Source organism: Labrenzia sp. R5_0 (genome assembly GCF_017743835.1).
GTDB lineage: Bacteria > Pseudomonadota > Alphaproteobacteria > Rhizobiales > Stappiaceae > Roseibium > Roseibium algicola.
Map to the genome: position 1 here is coordinate 724,026 of NZ_JAGHRK010000004.1, position 15,722 is coordinate 739,747.

The 15,722-nt window shown below is 59.8% G+C and carries 9 protein-coding genes; 8 read left to right on the forward strand and 1 reads right to left on the reverse strand.

The genetic code is table 11. The features are described 5' to 3' along the window. Nucleotides 1-42: 42 nt before the first annotated feature. The 8 genes from ptsP (at nucleotide 43) to J7447_RS23410 (ending at nucleotide 12,898) form a co-directional block, all read left to right on the forward strand. A complete protein-coding gene (gene ptsP / locus J7447_RS23375) occupies nucleotides 43-2,310 on the forward strand; it encodes a phosphoenolpyruvate--protein phosphotransferase (RefSeq protein ID WP_023002989.1) in 2,268 nt (755 codons plus the stop codon). Between the two features lie 54 nt (nucleotides 2,311-2,364). Further along, nucleotides 2,365-3,438, forward strand: coding sequence for a peptide chain release factor 1 (prfA, locus tag J7447_RS23380; protein WP_023002990.1), 1,074 nt, complete (start codon nucleotides 2,365-2,367; stop codon nucleotides 3,436-3,438). A gap of 1 nt (nucleotide 3,439) precedes the next feature. Then, nucleotides 3,440-4,288, forward strand: coding sequence for a peptide chain release factor N(5)-glutamine methyltransferase (prmC, locus tag J7447_RS23385; protein ID WP_209171090.1), 849 nt, complete (start codon nucleotides 3,440-3,442; stop codon nucleotides 4,286-4,288). Nucleotides 4,289-4,679: 391 nt separating this feature from the next. Next, nucleotides 4,680-5,375, forward strand: coding sequence for a DUF4167 domain-containing protein (locus J7447_RS23390; protein WP_139314266.1), 696 nt, complete (start codon nucleotides 4,680-4,682; stop codon nucleotides 5,373-5,375). Nucleotides 5,376-5,630: 255 nt separating this feature from the next. Then, nucleotides 5,631-8,228: an ATP-dependent chaperone ClpB gene (gene clpB, locus J7447_RS23395; protein WP_023002993.1), complete on the forward strand. Its 2,598-nt coding sequence runs from the start codon at nucleotides 5,631-5,633 to the stop codon at nucleotides 8,226-8,228. Between the two features lie 206 nt (nucleotides 8,229-8,434). Continuing rightward, complete coding sequence (locus J7447_RS23400; protein ID WP_023002994.1) at nucleotides 8,435-8,638, forward strand: DUF2892 domain-containing protein; 204 nt, start codon at nucleotides 8,435-8,437, stop codon at nucleotides 8,636-8,638. A 13-nt stretch (nucleotides 8,639-8,651) separates the two neighbouring features. Beyond that, nucleotides 8,652-9,680 carry an efflux RND transporter periplasmic adaptor subunit gene (locus J7447_RS23405; protein WP_209171091.1) on the forward strand — a complete coding sequence of 343 codons (1,029 nt, stop codon included), beginning with the start codon at nucleotides 8,652-8,654 and terminating at the stop codon, nucleotides 9,678-9,680. Beyond that, entirely contained in the window at nucleotides 9,677-12,898 is a 3,222-nt protein-coding gene (locus J7447_RS23410; RefSeq protein ID WP_209171092.1) for an efflux RND transporter permease subunit, read from the forward strand. The genes J7447_RS23405 and J7447_RS23410 overlap by 4 nt, the downstream gene beginning before the upstream one ends. Nucleotides 12,899-13,041: 143 nt before the next feature. On the opposite strand, the gene J7447_RS23415 is transcribed toward J7447_RS23410, so the two are convergent. After that, nucleotides 13,042-15,015, reverse strand: coding sequence for a M23 family metallopeptidase (locus tag J7447_RS23415; protein ID WP_031270257.1), 1,974 nt, complete (start codon nucleotides 15,013-15,015; stop codon nucleotides 13,042-13,044). Between the last annotated feature and the right edge of the window lie 707 nt (nucleotides 15,016-15,722).

Genomic DNA, 15,722 nt, shown 5'->3' on the forward strand with positions numbered 1-15,722 from the left:
GTAGAAAAGGGGCCTGTTTGAAGCGGGATCAACGGGGGCGCTATGCGCAGCAACCTAGCCGGACCGCGCCTTCTGCTCCGCCGGCTTCGCGAAGTCATGGCGGAGCCGATCACGGCGCAGGAGCGACTCGACAAGATCGTGGTGTTGATCGCCTCGAACGTCGTCGCGGAAGTCTGTTCCGTTTATATCCTGCGCGCCGATGGTGTTCTCGAACTCTATGCGACCGAAGGTCTGAAGAGCGAAGCGGTTCACAATGCGTCGCTGCGCGTCGGCCAGGGTCTTGTCGGCCTGATCGCGGCCGAAGCCCGGCCGCTGAACCTGCCCAACGCCAGTGCCCACCCGGGCTTTGCCTATCTGCCGGAAACGGGTGAAGAGGCCTATAATTCCTTCCTCGGTGTGCCGATCCTGAGAGCCGGCCGCACGCTTGGCGTTCTTGTCGTCCAGAACAAGTCTCACCGGACCTATCTGGAAGACGAAGTCGAAGCGCTGCAGACGACGGCCATGGTGATCGCCGAAATGGTCGCCGCCGGAGAACTGGAAGCCATTTCCCAGAAGGCCACCGGTCTGGATCTTTCCCGGCCGATCACCTCCAACGGTGTTGGTCTTGCCGAAGGTGTCGGCCTCGGTCATGTGGTTCTGCATGAGCCGCGTGTCGTCGTCACGAACCTGATCGCGGAAGATACGGACCGGGAAAAGGGGCGCCTGGAAGCTGCCATCAACCGGCTGCGGCTTTCGATCGACGATCTGCTGGCCAGCGGAGAAATAGCGGCCATCGGCGAGCACCGCGAGGTGCTGGAAGCCTACCGCATGTTCGCTTACGACCGCGGCTGGATCCGGAAGATCGAGGAAGCGATCCGCAACGGCCTGACCGCCGAGGCTGCCGTCGAAAAGGTCCAGAGCGACACGCGCGCCCGGATGCTTCGCCAGACCGATCCGTATCTGCGTGAGCGCCTGCACGACCTCGACGACCTTGCCCACAGGCTTATCCGCGAACTCATGGGCCGCGAACACGGCCCGGGCCTGGATGAACTGCCCCAGGATGCGATCGTTGTCGGCCGCAACATGGGAGCGGCAGAACTGCTGGACTACGGCCGCGACCGCATTCGCGGCCTGGTGCTGGAAGAAGGCGGCCCGACAAGCCACGTGACCATCGTTGCCAGGGCACTCGGCATCCCGACGGTCGGACTTGTGGATGATATCGTCAGCCTGGCCGATGGCGGCGACGCGATCATCGTGGATGGCGACACCGGCGAAGTGCACTTGCGCCCGGCCGCCGATCTGGAAAATGCCTATGCGGAAAAGGTCCGCTTCCGTGCGCGGCGACAGGCCCAGTACCGGCGCCTGCGCAACAAGCCGTCCGTCACGCGGGACGGTGTCGACATTTCACTTCAGATGAATGCGGGTCTTCTGGTCGATCTGCCGCACCTGGATGAGGCTGGCGCGGCCGGGGTAGGCCTGTTCCGCACCGAACTGCAGTTCATGGTGGCGTCTTCGTTCCCGCGCATGCGGGAGCAGCAGTCCCAGTACAGCCAGGTTCTCGATGCGGCGGCGGGCCGACCGGTTACGTTCCGGTCGCTCGATATCGGTGGTGACAAGGTGCTGCCGTACCTGCGCTCGATCCAGGAGGAAAACCCGGCGATGGGCTGGCGCGCACTGCGCCTCGGCCTTGATCGGCCGGGCCTGCTCAGAACTCAGATCCGGGCCTTGCTGCATGCGGCCGCCGGCCGGGACCTGAAACTGATGTTCCCGATGGTTGCCGTGGTCGATGAATTCCTGCAGGCCAAATCGCTGGTGGACAAGGAAGTCAAACACCTGCGCCGCCACGGTCACGCCACGCCGGAAAACATCCGTCTGGGCGTGATGGTGGAAGTGCCTTCGCTGCTGTTCCAACTGGAAGAGCTGATGAGCCATGTCGACTTCGTGTCTGTCGGTTCCAACGATCTGTTCCAGTTCTTCTGCGCCGTCGACCGGGGCAACACGCGTGTTGCCGACAGGTTCGACACATTGGGTGTCGGCTTCCTCCGGGCCTTGAAATCCATCGTGGATGCCGCAAATAAGGCTCATGTGCCCGTGACCCTTTGCGGAGAGCTTGCAGGCCGTCCACTTGAAGGCATGGCGTTGATAGGCCTGGGCTTCAGGGACCTTTCCATGTCGCCCGCGTCTCTTGGGCCGGTGAAAGCCATGCTTCGGACCCTTGATGCCGGTCGCCTGTCCGCCAGGTTGCTGCCGCGACTGGAGCCGGGACACGATGACAGCAACATACGGGAAGTGTTGAAGCGCTTTGCCGCCGAAACCGATGTTGCCCTTTAGCGCTAACGGGCGTAACTCACCGTCAAAGCGATAATTTCTGGAGAATCAGCGCGTATGCTGGCGCGTCACAAACTTGATACCCTGCTGGACCGGTTCGCTGAACTCGAACACATGATGTCCGCCAATCCGGATCCGGGCGCTTATGTAAAGCTGTCGCGGGAATATGCCGGACTGGAGCCGTTGGTCGGCAAAATCCGTGCGTTGATCAAGGCGGAACAGGATCTGGCCGGTGCAAAGTCACTGGTGCAGGATCCGTCCTCCGACGCGGAAATGCGCGAGCTTGCCGAAATGGAGCGCGACGAGCTGGAAGAGCGCGTCGAAGAACTGGCCCAGGATGTACGCATCGGGCTGTTGCCGAAGGACGAGGCGGACTCCAACGATGCCATCCTGGAAGTGCGGGCAGGGACCGGCGGCGACGAGGCGGCTCTCTTTGCCGGAGATCTCTTCCGCATGTACCAGCGTTATGCCGAACTTCAGGGCTGGAAGGTGGAAATCCTGTCTGCCAGCGAAGGTGAAGTCGGCGGCTACAAGGAAGTGATCGCGTCCGTTTCCGGCGACAACGTTTTTGCCAAGATGAAATTCGAGTCCGGTGTTCACCGGGTGCAACGGGTGCCCGCAACCGAGTCGGGCGGACGTATTCATACGTCGGCGGCAACCGTTGCCGTACTGCCTCAGGCGGAGGACGTCGATATCGACGTTCAGGAGAGCGACTTGAGGATCGACACCTATCGCGCTTCCGGCGCAGGTGGGCAGCACGTCAACACGACCGATTCTGCAGTGCGCATCACGCACTTACCGACGGGTATCGTCGTTGCCGTTCAGGACGAACGCTCGCAGCACAAGAACAAGGCGCGAGCCATGCAGCTTCTGCGGGCGCGCATCTATGACGAGGAGCGCGAGCGGGCTGCGAGCGAGCGGACCGAAGCCCGGCGGTTGCAGGTCGGGTCCGGCGATCGGTCCGAGCGTATCCGCACCTACAACTACCCGCAGGGCCGCGTGACGGATCATCGTATCGGTTTGACGCTCTACAAGCTGGAGCAGATCCTTTCGGGGGAAGCGCTTGGCGAAGTCATCGAGCCGTTGATCCTGGACCACCAGGCCAATCTTCTGGCAACCGAAGAGGCCTGAGGTGACCATCGGCCAGCTTTACCGGTCCGTGCGCGACCGGTTTCGGGTGGCCGGTTTGCCGACACCGGAACTGGATGCAAGGCTTCTGGTCAGCGCGGCGCTCGAGCTGCCCCTGTCGGAACTTGTCTTTCGAGAACAGGAAGAGGCTGCACCTGTTGCGGCCGAACTTGCAGAGGCCCATGCGCGGAAACGCCTTCATGGCATGCCCGTCGGCCGGATACTCGGAGAACGGGATTTCTACGGCCGGCGATTTCATTTGAACGAGGCAACGCTGGAGCCCCGGCCGGACACTGAAACCCTGATCGATGCCGTGCTTGAAAGATGTGCTCCTGAAGAAGCACCGTTTATCTGCGATATCGGCACGGGTACGGGAGCGATCGCCGTCACGTTGCTGGCCGAGTTGCCCCGAAGCCGGATGATCGCGGTGGACCTGTCGGAACAGGCGCTTGAATGTGCTGCAGGCAACGCCTCTCTGCACGGCGTGGGAGACCGGTTTCTTCCCGTGCGGGCGGACTATACCTCCGCGCTGCGAGCGGAAAGCGGCTTCGACTGGGTTGTCAGCAACCCGCCCTATATCCGCAGCGCTGTCCTCGCCGAACTGTCGCGCGAAGTGATTCAGCATGACCCGAAGCTTGCTCTTGATGGCGGTGAGGACGGCCTGACAGCCTATGTTCGTATCGTCGCGGATGCTGTGAAGCTGCTGCGCCCGGGCGGTTGGATCGCTCTCGAAATCGGCTTCGATCAAGGAGAGGATCTGGAAAAACAGCTGCGTCATCATGGCTTTGTAGAGATTGAAATCATTAAAGATCTTTCCGGAAACGACCGTGTTGTGGTGGGGCGCAGGCTCTAATTTTGCGGATTTGATCCAAAGGCGAAAAAGCACTTGGAAATCGCAACGGAAACGGGTACGTTCCTCTTGCCGAGACCGGAAATGTTATCAGCGTTTAGCGGGGCATGCGCATCCGGCAGCTGGGAACCGGCGCAACTTCAGCGTTTTGGAAACCGTTGCAAATCGGACTATCCGGTGTTTCGGACTGTCGAAGAAAAAGACAATCGCGTTGGCCATCGGCCTTTAGCGCGCTGCGTATGTTTTCAATGACAGCCGCTAACCAGCATTGTTGGTTTCGGCAGGTATTTCGTGTCGGTTTTAGGCAATTCCGATGTTGGGTCAGCGTCAAGCTGACCGCCGTTCCTTAAGAGAAAACGGCAGGATGAGACCAGGTAATCAAAGCAATAAGCGTATGCGCGGACGGGGCCGCAAGGGCCCAAATCCGTTAACCCGGACTTACGAATCAAACGGTCCTGATGTGAAAATCCGCGGTACTGCGATGCACGTTGCAGAGAAGTACCAGCAGCTTGCACGGGATGCCCAGGCATCCGGCGACCGGGTGATGTCCGAGAACTATAACCAGCATGCGGAGCACTATCTGCGCATTGTGGCTGCCGCGCAGCCGCAACAGCAGCCGATGGCGCATGCCTCTTCCCGCAACGAAGCCGAAGACGGTTTCGAAGCCGCGGCAACGAATGGCTCAGGCCACTCCAATGGCGCAGAACGGTCTTCCCAGGACGTGTCCTCCTCGGACAACGACCTGATGGATGCCGACAGCCCGCAGCCTTTCATCGACGACATGCCTGTCATCGATCAGGAAGGTAAGGTCAACGGCGCTTCCCAGAAGGCAGAGAAAGCCGAAGCCGGCGACGACGAAGCGGACGAAAAGCCGCGCCGCCGCCCCCGGACACCTCGTGCGCGCACGCCGCGCCGGGCCTCCGGTGATCAGGCTGACGCAGGCCAGGCCACGGCGGAAGCCGCGGACGGTGCTGAAGCTTCTGGCGGTTCCGACGAAGAGGATCAGCCGAAACCACGCCGCCGGGTTGCGCGCCCGCGCCGTGCCAAGGCGGCTGAAGAGGCTCCGGCCGAGGCTCCTGCCGGAGAATGATCCGGTAGATAGTCAGCCTCGATAAAGCTGAAACAGATAAAACGGCGTCCATGATGGGCGCCGTTTTTTGTTTGGCTTGCAGACATCCGTTCCGGACGGCACAGAATAAGATGCCGCAGGGGCTTTTGTGGTGAATATGCAACACTATATTAGAGGAGCAGCACTGCAAAAGGCTGTGCGGATGCTCGTATCAGGGGTCCGTATTCCAGATCGTTCCCCACGCTTCGGGTGGTGCGGACGGGTAGGAGGTAACTTATGAACTTTGAAAAATACACTGAGCGTGCGCGCGGTTTTGTTCAGTCCGCTCAGACCTTTGCATTGGGGCGGGGCCATCAGCAATTCGCACCTGAACACATCCTGAAGGTTCTTCTGGATGATCCCGAAGGCATGGCCAGTGGCCTGATCGACCGTGCCGGCGGCAACGCCAAGGCATTGAAGGGCGATCTTGAGGGCCTTCTGGACAAGATGCCGAAAGTTTCCGGTGGGTCCGGACAGCTTTACATGGGCCAGGCAACCGCACGCCTGTTCGAGCAGGCCGAGAAGATCGCCGACAAGGCCGGAGACAGTTTCGTCACCGTGGAGCGGCTTCTGCTCGCCCTTGCCATGGACAGCGACAGCGAAACCGGCAAGCTGATGAAGCGGCACGGCATTACGCCAAACGGACTGAACGAGGCAATCAACCAGCTTCGCCAGGGCCGGACGGCCGATACCGCGACTGCCGAAAACCAGTATGACGCGCTGAAGAAATTCGCTCGGGATCTGACCCAGGTTGCCCGGGAAGGCAAACTCGACCCGGTGATCGGCCGTGACGAGGAAATCCGCCGGACCATCCAGGTCCTGTCGCGCCGTACCAAGAACAATCCGGTTTTGATTGGTGAGCCAGGGGTCGGCAAAACTGCGATTGCCGAGGGCCTTGCGCTGCGCATCGTCAATGGCGATGTGCCGGAATCGCTCAAGGACAAGCAGCTTCTTGCGCTCGACATGGGCTCGCTGATTGCTGGCGCGAAATACCGGGGTGAGTTCGAGGAACGCCTGAAGGGTGTTCTGTCCGAAGTCCAGGCGGCCGCGGGCAAGGTAATCCTGTTCATCGATGAGATGCACACGCTGGTTGGCGCCGGCAAGGCGGATGGGGCCATGGATGCCTCCAACCTCTTGAAGCCTGCTCTGGCGCGCGGTGAGCTGCACTGTGTCGGTGCGACAACGCTGGACGAATACCGCAAGCACGTTGAAAAGGATGCCGCTCTGGCACGCCGGTTCCAGCCTGTGTTCGTGAGCGAGCCGACGGTCGAGGACACGGTTTCGATCCTTCGCGGGATCAAGGAGAAGTACGAACTCCATCACGGGGTCCGTATCACCGACAGTGCTATCGTCTCGGCAGCGTCTCTTTCCAACCGCTACATCACCGACCGGTTCCTGCCGGACAAGGCGATCGATCTTGTGGACGAAGCCGCCAGCCGGCTGCGGATGCAGGTCGACAGCAAGCCGGAGGAACTGGATGAACTGGATCGCCGGATCATCCAGCTCAAGATCGAACGCGAGGCGCTGAAGGCAGAAAGTGACGAAGCTTCAAAGGATCGTCTGTCCAGGCTCGAGAAGGAGCTGACGGATCTGGAAGAAAAGTCGCAGGCACTCAGCAACCGCTGGCAGGGCGAGAAGGAAAAGCTGAACCTTGAACAGAAGATCAAGGAACAGCTGGAACAGGCCCGCATCGACCTGGAAATCGCGCAGCGTCGCGGTGATCTGGCCAAGGCTGGTGAGCTTGCCTACGGCGTGGTTCCGGAGCTGGAGCGCAAACTCGCCGAAGCAGAAGCTTCAGAGGATGCCGATGCCATGGTCGATGAGGCCGTGACGCCGGCTCACATTGCCCAGGTCGTTTCGAAGTGGACCGGAATTCCGGTCGACAAGATGCTGGAAGGCGAGCGCGAAAAGCTGCTTCAGATGGAAGACATGCTGGCGAACCGGGTCATTGGCCAGGCAGAAGCTATTCATGCGGTTTCCACTGCGGTGCGCCGGGCGCGTGCCGGCCTTCAGGATCCGAACAGGCCGATTGGCTCGTTCATGTTCCTCGGACCGACCGGTGTCGGCAAGACCGAGCTGACCAAGGCACTCGCGTCGTTCCTCTTCGATGACGACAGCGCAATGGTGCGGATCGACATGTCGGAATACATGGAGAAGCACTCCGTTTCCCGTCTGATCGGCGCGCCTCCCGGCTATGTCGGATACGAGGAAGGTGGTGCGTTGACGGAAGCCGTTCGGCGGCGCCCGTATCAGGTCGTGCTTTTCGACGAAATCGAAAAGGCGCATAGCGACGTGTTCAACGTGCTGTTGCAGGTTCTGGACGACGGTCGGCTGACCGATGGTCAGGGCCGGACGGTCGACTTCCGCAACACGCTGATCATCATGACCTCGAACCTGGGGGCCGAGTATCTGGTCAACCAGCCGGAAGGTCAGGATACGGATGCGGTTCGCGACGAGGTGATGAGCGCCGTGCGGGGTCATTTCCGTCCGGAGTTCCTGAACCGTCTTGATGAGATCGTGCTGTTCCATCGCCTGCAGCGGGCGCAGATGGCCGATATCGTCAAGATCCAGCTGGAGCGCCTGCGGGCTCTCCTCAGCGATCGCAAGATCACGCTGAAACTGGACGACGGCGCTCTCGGTTGGCTGGCTCAGAAGGGCTACGACCCAGCCTATGGAGCGAGGCCGCTGAAACGGGTGATCCAGAAGGACGTTCAGGATCCTCTCGCCGAAAAGCTGCTTGCCGGTGAAATCCTTGACGGCCAGACGGTGGATGTCACGGCTGGGTCAGACCGCCTGATGTTCCAGGTAGAAGGTTCGGAAAGCGCAGCCGCCTGATCTGAGGCAAGCTGAAAGAAATGAAAAGGAAACCCGCGGAAGGACACTTCCGCGGGTTTTTCGTTTTGTAGCTCGATTGGCCCGGGCATTTGCGTTTTGTCAAACGGGCTCGCGAAAAGCTGTGGTATTCATATATTCATAAATGTGAAACAAGAGCCGCGCTTCGGTGAAACCCCAGGGCGGCTGATCCGATCAAGGAGACTCAGATGACAGTCGATCGTGCAGTCATGATGTTTGCAGGTGCCATGGTGCTCTTGTCCCTGGCGCTGGGGTTTTACGTTTCGTCCTACTGGTATCTGCTCAACGCCTTTGTCGGCTTGAACCTGATGCAGGCATCCGTCACCGGCTTTTGTCCGGCAGCAATCATTTTCAAGAAGCTCGGCATGAAACCGGGAGTGGCCTTCTCGTAAGGTGGAGGACAAGATGAGACGCGGTATCTTCATTTTCTTTCTTTTGACGCTGGCTGCAGCGTCGGGTGCCGCGCCGGTGGCTCGTGCCGGTGAATTTCTGGCCGAGCCGATCACCGTACCGGAAACCAAGGCGGTATTTGCCGAGGTCAAAAGCCGGACGGTCGTTCCTGCCCGTGCCCGCATTGGCGGAACCATCAAGACAATTTCCGTGCGCGAGGGCGATGTCGTGTCAGCTGATCAGGTCATTGCCCTGGTCGTTGACGAGAAAATTGCACTCGAGCTGGGGGCTGCGGAGGCCCGGATCGAGGTTCTGCGCTCCCAGCTTCACAATGCCCGCACCGAGTTGGAGCGTGTGGAGCAACTGGTTGCCCGTGGCAGCGCGGCACAAAGCCGGCTGGATCAGGTGCGCACACAATTCGATGTGGTCACCAACCAGACAGTCGCGGCGGAATCGGAGATGGCGGTCGTGCGCCAGCGCGCCAGCGAAGGCGAGGTCCTGGCCCCCAATGCCGGACGCGTTCTGACGGTGCCCGTCACGGAAGGCTCGGTCATTCTGCCGGGAGAGGAAGTCGCCCGGATTGCCAGCGGCCGATACTTCCTGCGTCTCTCCATCCCGGAGCGTCATGCCGCCCAAATAACCTCAGGGGCGAAAGTCCTGCTGGGTGGACGTGGTCTTGACCCCAAGCCCGAGGTTGCGGAGACCGGGAGCACCGCAACCCGGCAAACCTTCGGAACGATCGTGAAGGTCTATCCTGAAATTACTGAAGGACGGGTGACGGCGGATGTTGATGTCGATGGTCTGGGAGACTATTTCGTCAACGAACGCACCCTTGTTCATGTGCCCGTCGGCGAGCGTCAGGTCATTGCGGTGCCGGAAGCTGCTCTTTCGATCCGGCATGGTGTCGATTATGTGCAGGTTGCCGTTGCGGCTGGCACCCAGGATGTCGCCGTGGTTCCAGGTGCAAATGTTCTTCACGACGGGACGGTTCTGGTCGAGATCCTGACCGGACTGCGTGCCGGTGATCGGGTGTTGGTGCCATGAAACTCGGTCTTGCCGGATGGCTGACCCGATCCTTCATCGGGTCACCGCTCACCCCGCTGTTCCTGATGGCTTCCCTTGCCCTCGGGCTGATTGCTCTTGTTGCCCTGCCACGTGAAGAAGAACCGCAAATCTCCGTGCCGATGGTCGATATTCATGTGGAAGCCAACGGCCTCAATGCGGATGATGCGGTCAAACTGGTGACGGAACCGCTGGAGACGATCGTCAAGGCGATCGATGGTGTCGAGCATATCTATTCCCAGACCCAGGACGACCGTGTGCTGGTAACGGCACGGTTTCTCGTCGGGACCGACGCGGACGCTGCCATCTTGCGCGTGCACGAAAAGATCCGCGCCAACATGGACCGGATCCCCGTCGGCATTCCGGAGCCATTGATTGTTGGCCGGGGTATTGATGATGTCGCCATTGTCGTCGTTACGCTGACACCGACACCGGGGGGCGCCGAGCGGTGGACGGCAAACGGTTTGACCCGGATTGCGCGTGAACTTCAGACCGAAATCGCCAAGCTCTCGGACATCGGTCTCACGTTCATCGTCGGGGAGCAGCCGGAAGCCATTCGCGTTGAACCTGACCCGGAAAAACTGTCGCTTTACGGAATCACGCTGCAGCAGCTGGCTGCCAAGATCGAGGGTGCCAACAAGTCCTTCCGCGCAGGCTATGTCCGGGAAGCCGGAGAGCAGCGCGTTCTGGTCGCAGGGGAGACGTTGCAATCGACCGAAGAGATCGGAAATCTCTTCCTGACCGCCCGTGATGCCCGACCCGTTTATGTGCGTGATGTCGCCCGCATCGACCTTGCCACTCAACCGGCAGAGCACAGGGTCGCCCATATTCGCAAGCAAGATGGAGCATTGACCTTGGCCCCGGCGGTGTCGCTGGCCATTGGCAAACGACCGGGCACCAATGCGGTGGTGATTTCCGATGAAATCGTTTCACGGCTTGAAGCAATTCGCGGAGATCTCTTTCCCGAAGGCGTGGATATGGAGATCACCCGGAACTACGGTGAGACCGCCAATGAAAAAGCCAATGAATTGCTGTTCCATCTTGGGCTTGCGACAGTCTCCATTGTCGTCCTGATCGCACTGGCGATCGGCTGGCGCGAAGCGCTGGTGACGCTGGTGGTGATCCCGACGACGATCCTGCTCACGCTCTTTGCAGCCTATCTGATGGGCTACACCATCAACCGTGTCAGCCTGTTTGCCCTGATCTTTTCCATCGGCATCTTGGTGGACGACGCCATCGTGGTGATCGAGAACATCGCCCGGCACTGGGGCATGTCGGATGATCGCAGCCGGACGCAAGCCGCGGTGGAAGCGGTGGCGGAAGTCGGTAATCCGACCATCATCGCAACGCTGACGGTCATCGTCGCCCTTTTGCCGATGCTGTTCGTTTCAGGCTTGATGGGCCCCTATATGGCACCGATTCCCGCCAATGCTTCGGCAGCGATGCTGTTTTCGTTCTTTGTTGCCGTGATGCTGACACCCTGGCTGATGATGAAATTCGCTGGCCGCGGCGGAGGCCATTCCCATGCGCCTGCGGCCCATGGCGGGGCTCTGGGTCGTATTTACGCGAAGGTCGCCAGACCGTTGATCGGTTCGCGCCTGCGCGCCTGGGGCTTTCTGCTGATCGTCGGCGTCTGCACAATCGGTTCGCTTGCGCTGTTCTATACCTCCGACGTTACGGTGAAACTGCTTCCATTCGACAACAAGGCGGAATTGCAGGTGCTTGCCGATCTGCCGGAAGGGTCTTCGGTCGAGGACACGGACAGGGTTCTTCAGGAAATTGTCGCCCGTTTGGGAAAGGTGCCTGAAATCCTGTCGTTCCAGACTTATGCCGGCACTGCATCGCCTTTCAATTTCAACGGACTGGTTCGCCACTACTATCTGCGCGCACTGCCTGAACAGGGGGACGTGCAGATCAATCTCACCGAGAAGGGGGAGCGGGACCGGACAAGTCATGACATCGCGCTGGATATCCGCGAGATGCTGGCAGGTCTCGACCTACCCGCCGGTACTGTGTTGAAGGTGGTGGAACCGCCCCCGGGGCCGCCGGTTCTGGCGACGCTGCTTGCGGAAATCTATGGGCCCGATGCCGAAACCAGGCGCGCGGTTGCAAGCAAGGTTCGCCAGGCCTTCGAGGACGTGCCGTTCATCGTGGATATCGACGATTCCTTTGGAACCCAGGCCGACCGGGTGCGCATCGCCATCGATCAGGACCGGCTTGAATATCACCGGGTCGAGCAGGGCGATGTCTTCGACACCGTCCGGCGCCTCTATGGTGGAACGGAGGTCGGTTATTCGCACCGCGGCCGGGCGCGTTATCCGATCCCGATCCGGATCCATCTAGCCAGGGGTGACATGGTGATCGGTGAAGCGGTGCTTGCAACGCCGGTGCCGGCCAATGCATTGCCTGGAGGCCGGGGCGTGATCGAGCTTGGCGACGTGGTGACGGTTCGCAGGGAAAAGACATCCTTTCCGGTGTTCCGCCACAACGGGCGCGCGGTTGAAATGGTAACCGGCGAACTGGCAGGCGCGTTCGAAGCACCGGTTTACGGGATGCTGGCTGTTGGACAAAAGATCCAGGGCATGGATTGGGGACCTGACGGGGAACCGGTGATCTCGTTCCATGGTCAGCCCGAAGACGAAACGCGGCCAACCCTGCTCTGGGATGGCGAGTGGGAAGTCACCTGGGTCACTTTTCGGGACATGGGAGGTGCCTTCATGGTGGCGATCCTGGGCATCTACTTCCTGGTGGTGGCCCAGTTCGGTTCCTTCAAACTGCCGCTCGTGATCCTGACGCCAATTCCGCTGACGCTGATCGGCATCATGCTGGGGCACTGGCTGTTTGCTGCGCCATTCACGGCGACATCGATGATCGGCTTCATTGCGCTTGCCGGCATCATCGTGCGCAACTCCATATTGCTGGTCGATTTCATCCAGCATTCGCGCACGCCCGACAAACCGCTTCTGGACGTTTTGCTGGAAGCCGGGGCAATCCGCTTCAAGCCGATCCTGTTGACAGCGCTTGCCGCCATGATCGGCGCTGCTGTTATCCTGACCGATCCGATTTTTCAGGGGCTGGCGATCTCGCTGCTGTTCGGTCTGGCATCATCGACGATCCTGACGGTTCTGGTGATCCCGGCGATCTACATGGCTCTGCGCCGCGACCAGGCACGACAGAAGGAAGTTTCGGAAGCTGGATGAGCGGCAGGTTGATTGTCGCCGGCGTCAAGCTGGTGCCGGTCCCTCAGGCGGGGATTGAATGATCGAAGCCTGTCTGGAGTGCAGATATGAACAAGTTCGGCCGGGGCACGAAGGCCCCGGCCGAACTTTGTTTTTCAGGAGTGTCAGTTGATGGCAGCGATCCGCGACGGCTTGCGGACACGGTCCAGCAAGGTGTCGACGCGGTAGCGCTCGGTTTCGAACGCTGTGCGCATTTCTCCATCCAGCGTACGGCCCTTCGGCAGCTTGATACGCATCGGATCCATGTAACGGCCGTTGACGAGCACTTCATAGTGCAGGTGCGGGCCTGTCGACAGGCCGGTGGAGCCGACATATCCGATGATCTGGCCCTGGGTGACCTTGGATCCTTCACGGATGCCGCTGCCAAAACCACTCATGTGGTTATAGGTCGTGGTGTAGCCGTTCGTGTGCTGCAGCTCGATACGGCGGCCATAGCCGGAGCTCCAGCCGGCCTTGACGATTGTGCCGTTCCCGGCCGCCATGATCGGCGTTCCGCGCGACGCAGACCAGTCCACACCGCGGTGCATCTTGGTGTAGCCATGGATCGGGTGGCGGCGCATGCCGAAACCGGAGCGGAACTTGCCGCCATTGAGCGGCTTGCGGATAAGAAACTTCTTGGCGCTCTGACCGGTGTCATCATAAAAATCGGTCACGCCGTCGTCTGGCGTGCGGAACCGGTAGAATTCCCGTGTGGTGTTGCCGGTGTTGAGCGCGGCATACAAGATCTTCGGCGGGCTGTTGTCGTCGCCGTCGGTGAAGAACAGCTCAAGGGCGTCGCCCGGCTGGACCCGCGCATTAAAGTCGACGTCAAAGGAGAACATGCGCACCAGATCGTTGATGATCTCTTCAGGCATGTCCTGTTCGAGAGCCGTTTGGTAGAGGCTGTCGTAGATTGCCGGGGTCGGGCCGCCGTAGGAAACACGGTCGGCTTCCTCAAAGGCATCAGCAAGGAACGTGCTCGGTTCCTTGGCCTCAATATAGGCGCCACTGTCCGAGCGGGCCACCGTAGCGCGGTGCTCCGTGTTCTCATAGAGGCTGACGCGTTCAGGACGCATCCGCTCCAGATCGTCCGGCGACGGTGCATAGGCGATCCGCAATCTTTGTCCTTCAGTCAGGTCCGAAATGCCGAACAGGCTTGAGAAGGCGGTCGAGATTGCAAGTGCTTCATCTTCGGTCGCGTCATAATCCATCATGACGTCGACCAGATCCTGGTCCTTGGTTACGGGAACGATGCTTTCGTCCATTCCGGCAAAGCGGATGTCCTCATCCTGTTTGGACACGAACGAAACGTTCTCCGGCGTGATGCGCACGGCGTAGCGTTCCAGGTCGGGCTGCAGGGCGAGATTGAAATCGAAGCGGCCCGGATCAACCAGGGATTTTGCCGCCATTTCGACAGCGTCAATAGAAAGAGTGCGCGCGGTTTCGCGAACGGCAAGCTCAACTTCGGTTTCGGACGGCGTCCGGTCGAGGTCTATGTCCCCGCTGGAAGACGGGAAGGGGGCAAGCGAAATGCTGACTTCGCTTTCCAGCTTTGCACCATAGATGGAATCGGCTGGAAGCGGAGTGCCGGTTTCGGCAACACTGATGCCGCCATCATCGTCGTTATTGTCAGCGAACATGTTCAACGGATTGAACGGGGGAATGCGCTCTGCGAGTTCCGGATCCTTGCGGGTCGCAAGCGTTGCGCTGACGAAGACATGCGGCTGGACCCGAATATGATCCCTGTCACCTTCGCGGGTGACCACATTAACGTCGATGACATGCTTGCTGGAATATTCGGCTGCGGTGCGCAGGACGCGATCGCCCTTGGCGCCACCGCTCGACAGGGCAAAGCCGTTCAGAAATGCACCGGAAGAGGGCGCGGCTTCCACACTGTATTGTCCGTCGAGTGCCGCCATGAGGGCTCCACCCATCAATACGAGTGAAGTGACGCCTGTCAGGACGGTACCTGCAAACCAGCGCAAAGACACCTGCCGACGGTCGGACATGCCACTGCGGCCTTCGTAGCCGCGCAGCGGCGGCTCTTCACCTAACTCTATACGTAGGGTCTGCGCGCTATGGAAGGGCCCCAAATGCATTAATACCTGTCCGGTCCTTTTAAGCTATCGCGTGAATCCGAAGCCCGCAGCCCTGGGCCACGGCCAGTATGTTTCAGCGGTGCTAAACATAACAGATCCTGCTACATGCAGTGTTTGATTTAAATCGTCAATTGTTTCTGCACGGATGCCCACGAGGCGAACCGCTTCGAGGTGGTGGGTTACGAGCAGAATTTGTCGGTTCTGTGGTCGCAATAGGGCTACGAGTCTTCTTTATGAGGGGGCTCACACGGGAGGCTGTGGGCATTCCCGTATTCCCGGAGCAAAAAAGACAAAAAGAAATCGAAAAAATTCGCGGGAGAAGACGAGGCTCCGGGACTAAATCGATGATTTAGATAAGGGAATCCGTACGTTTTGGCTTGTGTGAATCTTTTTTGACAAAGAGTGTTGACTCATCTTCAGGCCATGCGTATAACGCCCTCCATCGACGGCGGCGCCGCCAACACGGCGCTCCTCGCTGTTGGTTCTACCAAACAACTTTGCCGCATCGACCTGGCAACAGGGAAGTGGTTCGGCGTCTTTGGTTGAAGGCTTTCAGGCCGCATTTGCTGACTGGCGAATGGTTCTTTGACAATTTGATTATTGAAGGAAGGGAAGCGTAGGCGGCGTTGGCCTTGCGATCATCGGATGTTTTCGGATGTCTGATGGTTTTAAGGAGTTACGCAGGTACGCTGATCTTTCAAACAAGG

Coding starts and splice junctions, on each gene's coding strand:
- J7447_RS23400 (WP_023002994.1), top strand. CDS start 8,435: ATGACAGTCGATCGTGCAGTCATGATGTTTGCAGGTGCCATGGTGCTC.
- J7447_RS23405 (WP_209171091.1), top strand. CDS start 8,652: ATGAGACGCGGTATCTTCATTTTCTTTCTTTTGACGCTGGCTGCAGCG.
- J7447_RS23410 (WP_209171092.1), top strand. CDS start 9,677: ATGAAACTCGGTCTTGCCGGATGGCTGACCCGATCCTTCATCGGGTCA.
- J7447_RS23415 (WP_031270257.1), bottom strand. CDS start 15,015: ATGCATTTGGGGCCCTTCCATAGCGCGCAGACCCTACGTATAGAGTTA.
- J7447_RS23390 (WP_139314266.1), top strand. CDS start 4,680: ATGCGCGGACGGGGCCGCAAGGGCCCAAATCCGTTAACCCGGACTTAC.
- prfA (WP_023002990.1), top strand. CDS start 2,365: ATGCTGGCGCGTCACAAACTTGATACCCTGCTGGACCGGTTCGCTGAA.
- ptsP (WP_023002989.1), top strand. CDS start 43: ATGCGCAGCAACCTAGCCGGACCGCGCCTTCTGCTCCGCCGGCTTCGC.
- clpB (WP_023002993.1), top strand. CDS start 5,631: ATGAACTTTGAAAAATACACTGAGCGTGCGCGCGGTTTTGTTCAGTCC.